The 3,462-nt window shown below is 58.0% G+C and carries 3 protein-coding genes; all 3 read left to right on the plus strand.

Features of this window, described 5'->3' with window-relative positions:
- Positions 1–417: 417 nt before the first annotated feature.
- Positions 418–939 carry a nitroreductase gene (locus BN3789_RS12025; RefSeq protein WP_066834701.1) on the plus strand — a complete coding sequence of 174 codons (522 nt, stop codon included), beginning with the start codon at positions 418–420 and terminating at the stop codon, positions 937–939.
- A gap of 308 nt (positions 940–1,247) precedes the next feature.
- Entirely contained in the window at positions 1,248–2,549 is a 1,302-nt protein-coding gene (locus BN3789_RS12030) for an ATP-binding protein (RefSeq protein ID WP_066834704.1), read from the plus strand.
- A gap of 312 nt (positions 2,550–2,861) precedes the next feature.
- Positions 2,862–3,209 carry a hypothetical protein gene (locus BN3789_RS12035; protein WP_066834706.1) on the plus strand — a complete coding sequence of 116 codons (348 nt, stop codon included), beginning with the start codon at positions 2,862–2,864 and terminating at the stop codon, positions 3,207–3,209.
- Positions 3,210–3,462: the final 253 nt, after the last annotated feature.

A 3,462-nucleotide genomic window follows, 5' to 3' on the forward strand; every position in this document is an offset into this window, starting at 1 on the left:
AGCTTGCCAGGCGAGCGACGACTAACGAGCATCCGCGCGGGCCCTCCCGGCTGGAATAAGCGCAGGTCCGGAATGGAATTTCCGGACCTGCCGCATCATGCCTCTTGACAATGGCTTTCTCATATTAGGAAAAACCACGCGACCGAAGCTCGGTTGCGTGGCAAAAAGGTGGCTTGCGCCCAGAAAAGTCCACACGTTTTTAGACGGACTAAATTGTCGAGGGTTCTTCGAAAACGTCAGGCAGGAAAGGTCGGATCGCCCTCGGCTCTTGACGGCGCTGACGTTGAGGCCATAATGGGTCTCGAAAATCGCAGCGGATTTTTCTGGATGCCGTCACCTTTTCGCCGCTCGCCTGCCCCTGGCAGACGGGCGGCTTTTCTGTATCGGCGGCTCCAGCGGGAGAAGGGGCATGGCATCATGGCGAACGACCTCATCGACCTCATCAAGACGCGCCGCAGCGTGCGATCGTACACGGCGGAGCCCGTGCCGGAGGAGCTGCTCGATCAGGTGCTCGAGGCGGGCACCTTCGCGCCCACCGGCGGCGGCCATCAGTCTCCGGTGATCGTGGCGGTGACCGACCCCGAGACCCGCGAGCGCCTGCGCCGGCTCAACGCCGCCGTCATGGGCAAGGACACGGACCCGTACTACGGCGCGCCGGTCGTCGTGGTCGTGCTCGCGGACGGAGAGCGCGGCACCTTCGTGGAGGACGGCTCCTGCGTGCTGGAGAACCTCATGCTCGCGGCGCACGCCCTGGGGCTCTCCAGCTGCTGGATCCACCGCGAGCGCGAGGTCTTCGACGGTGCCGCGGGCAAGGAGCTCCTCAGGGAGTGGGGTCTGCCTGAGACGCTGCGCGGCGTGGGGGCCATCGCCCTGGGATACGCCGCGGGGCCCGAGGGCGCGGCCGCCCCGCGCAAGGAGGGCTATGTGGTGCGCGTCTAGCAGGCATTGGTCTTGTCAGAGGCGTCCGTCCTCCTTGGCGGGAATGCAAGCCGCTCGGAAGCTGTCGAGCGAACATCGGCGTTGAGTTCATATTGAGTTCAACTCGAGTGCTCGAAAATTGCCAGTTTCCGGCGAATAGGGGGACGCCGATACACCACGTAGACGAGAGGCTATGGAAGTGCACGATTTGATTACTGAGTGGGGGTAGCAGGTTCCGCCTGATTTTCTCCAAGCTTGGCTTTTTTACGGCCTTATTTTCGCCAACTAATGCGAAAATAAGGCCGTAACCTGTTTGTGAGGAGGAAAGCATGGACCGGTTCCTCATGAATGAGCTCATCGCCTGGAAAAACAGGCCCCGCCGAAAGCCGCTTATCCTCAACGGCGCGCGCCAGGTCGGCAAAACGTGGCTGCTCAAAGAGTTTGGAAAAAGGCACTTTGACAACGTCGCATACGTGAACCTGGACGACAACCCTAGCATGCGCGAACAGTTCGAACTCGGCTACGACGTCCCCCGCATCATCTCCGCTATCCAGTTCGATACCGGGCAGGCTGTGTCCGAGGGCGGCACCCTCATCATCCTGGACGAGATTCAGGCGTGCCCGAAGGCGCTTACTTCCCTCAAGTACTTCTGCGAGAATGCCCCCGGGTACGCGGTCGCCGCAGCGGGATCGCTTCTGGGCATCACGGTTCATGAGGGCAGCGGGTATCCTGTTGGCAAAGTCAACACGCTTGACCTCCACCCTCTCCATTTCCGAGAATATCTCGTAGCTACGGGCAATCAAAACCTTTGTGATCTGATCGACTCTGGAAACGTTGACCTGACTAATTCCTTCTCCAGTAAGCTCATCCCCTTTCTTCGCCAGTACTATTACGTCGGGGGCATGCCTGAGGCGGTGAGCGCCTTTCTCGACCGAGGTCTTTTGAAGGACGCGCGCGAGGTGCAGCTCGAGATACTCCAAGGCTATGAGCGGGACATCTCGAAGCACCTGAGTAGGACCGAGAGTGAGTATGCACTCGCCGCGTGGAGGTCGATTCCGTCCCACCTTGGGAGAGAGAACAAGAAGTTCGTGTTCAGCCACATCGCTTCGGGTGCACGGGCGAGGAACTACCAGGCGGGCATTACGTGGCTCACCCAGGCGGGGATTACGACCCTCGTTCGTAGGATATCGAAGCCTGGAATTCCACTGTGTCCCTACGCCGACGACACGGCGTTCAAGCTCTTCCTAGTCGACGTTGGTCTGCTGGGGGCGATGGCGGGGCTCGACAAGGAGACGGTCGTCGGGGGCAGCGAGATCTTCGAGGAGTTCAAGGGCTCCCTTACCGAGCAGTACGTCTGTCAGCAGCTCGTCTCCGACTGCGGGCTCGTTCCATATTACTGGTCTGCCGAGAATTCCTCGGGAGAGGTCGACTTCTTGGTGCAGAGGTCGAACAGCGTCTATGCAATCGAGGTGAAGGCGGAGGAGAACCTGCGGGCAAAGAGTCTCCGGGCGTTCAAGGGGGCGCATCCGGAGATAAGGTCCGTGCGTTTCAGCCTTTCCGGCTACCGCGAACAGGACTGGATGAGAAACGTCCCGCTGTACGCGATGTCGAATGCGGGGCTGTGGGGATAGGCGCGGGGTCAAGCGAGCGAACTGGTGAAGAGTGAGGACGATAGACGGTGTCTTCATATTTCAAGCATGGTGTGTGGGAAAACAGGGGGCGCAAACAGAAAGAAGAGTTCGGGGAAGGGGCCATATTTTATTTTCACAAAAGCCTTGCCAACGCCAAATTGTAAATTTAGGAGCAGATTGTTATCGACACCTCAATTATCCTAAACGCCTCTGCTTGTGCCCCGTGTTGATAGGGGGTACTCCCGGAAACTGAACGATGAATTCTATAATTATGCGTAGACCCATTTCCCATTCTTCTCAATAGGGGTGTGCGTGAACTTGCTGGATTCCATTGGAGCGGAACTACTTTCCCGGTCAATTGATCGGGGCAGGACGCAAATCAAAGGCCTGGCAAATAGAAATAAGGTGGCTGAATTAATTGATCAGGCTACAACGCAGGCTTCCATGATTTCTTCGTGCATTGATCTGGGCGCAAAGTTCAAAAACACCTATCTTCTAGAGGAGCTGCTAGCCCATCGAGCCCTTATTGATATTGGAAAAGACGAGGCCATACGCACGTTTCTCGGTGAAGGTTACGACGATTCCGCATACAAATTCGTTGCAGAATTCTGGGATTCTTTAGGGCTCTTCGGGGGTTTGTGTGGGCTGACGGCCCGATGAAAACCGGGGCCTAGCAGCGGCGGCGCACTACGCGTATCGTTTGCTTTTCGACCAAGAGAAGGCAACGGGCGAAAGGCGCGCCGCCGCATGCTGAAGAGTGTGCTAAAGAGGGCCCTCGGGCTCGGCTGTGTTTGGTCAAGTCCGTCTTTCTGAAATGATCACGGAAAACTTTCGGGTTTGGGCACGCAACTTTTTCGGGTTCGGTCACGGGCGCGCCGCTAGCTTCCCGACTTGCCCAGCATGAGTGACTCCT

The sequence above is a fragment of the Collinsella ihumii genome, assembly GCF_900046475.1.
Taxonomy (GTDB): Bacteria; Actinomycetota; Coriobacteriia; order Coriobacteriales; family Coriobacteriaceae; genus Collinsella; species Collinsella ihumii.

Excerpts from the sequence above, each read along its gene's own strand:
- BN3789_RS12025 (WP_066834701.1), top strand. The coding sequence starts at position 418 with ATGGCGAACGACCTCATCGACCTCATCAAGACGCGCCGCAGCGTGCGA.
- BN3789_RS12030 (WP_066834704.1), top strand. The coding sequence starts at position 1,248 with ATGGACCGGTTCCTCATGAATGAGCTCATCGCCTGGAAAAACAGGCCC.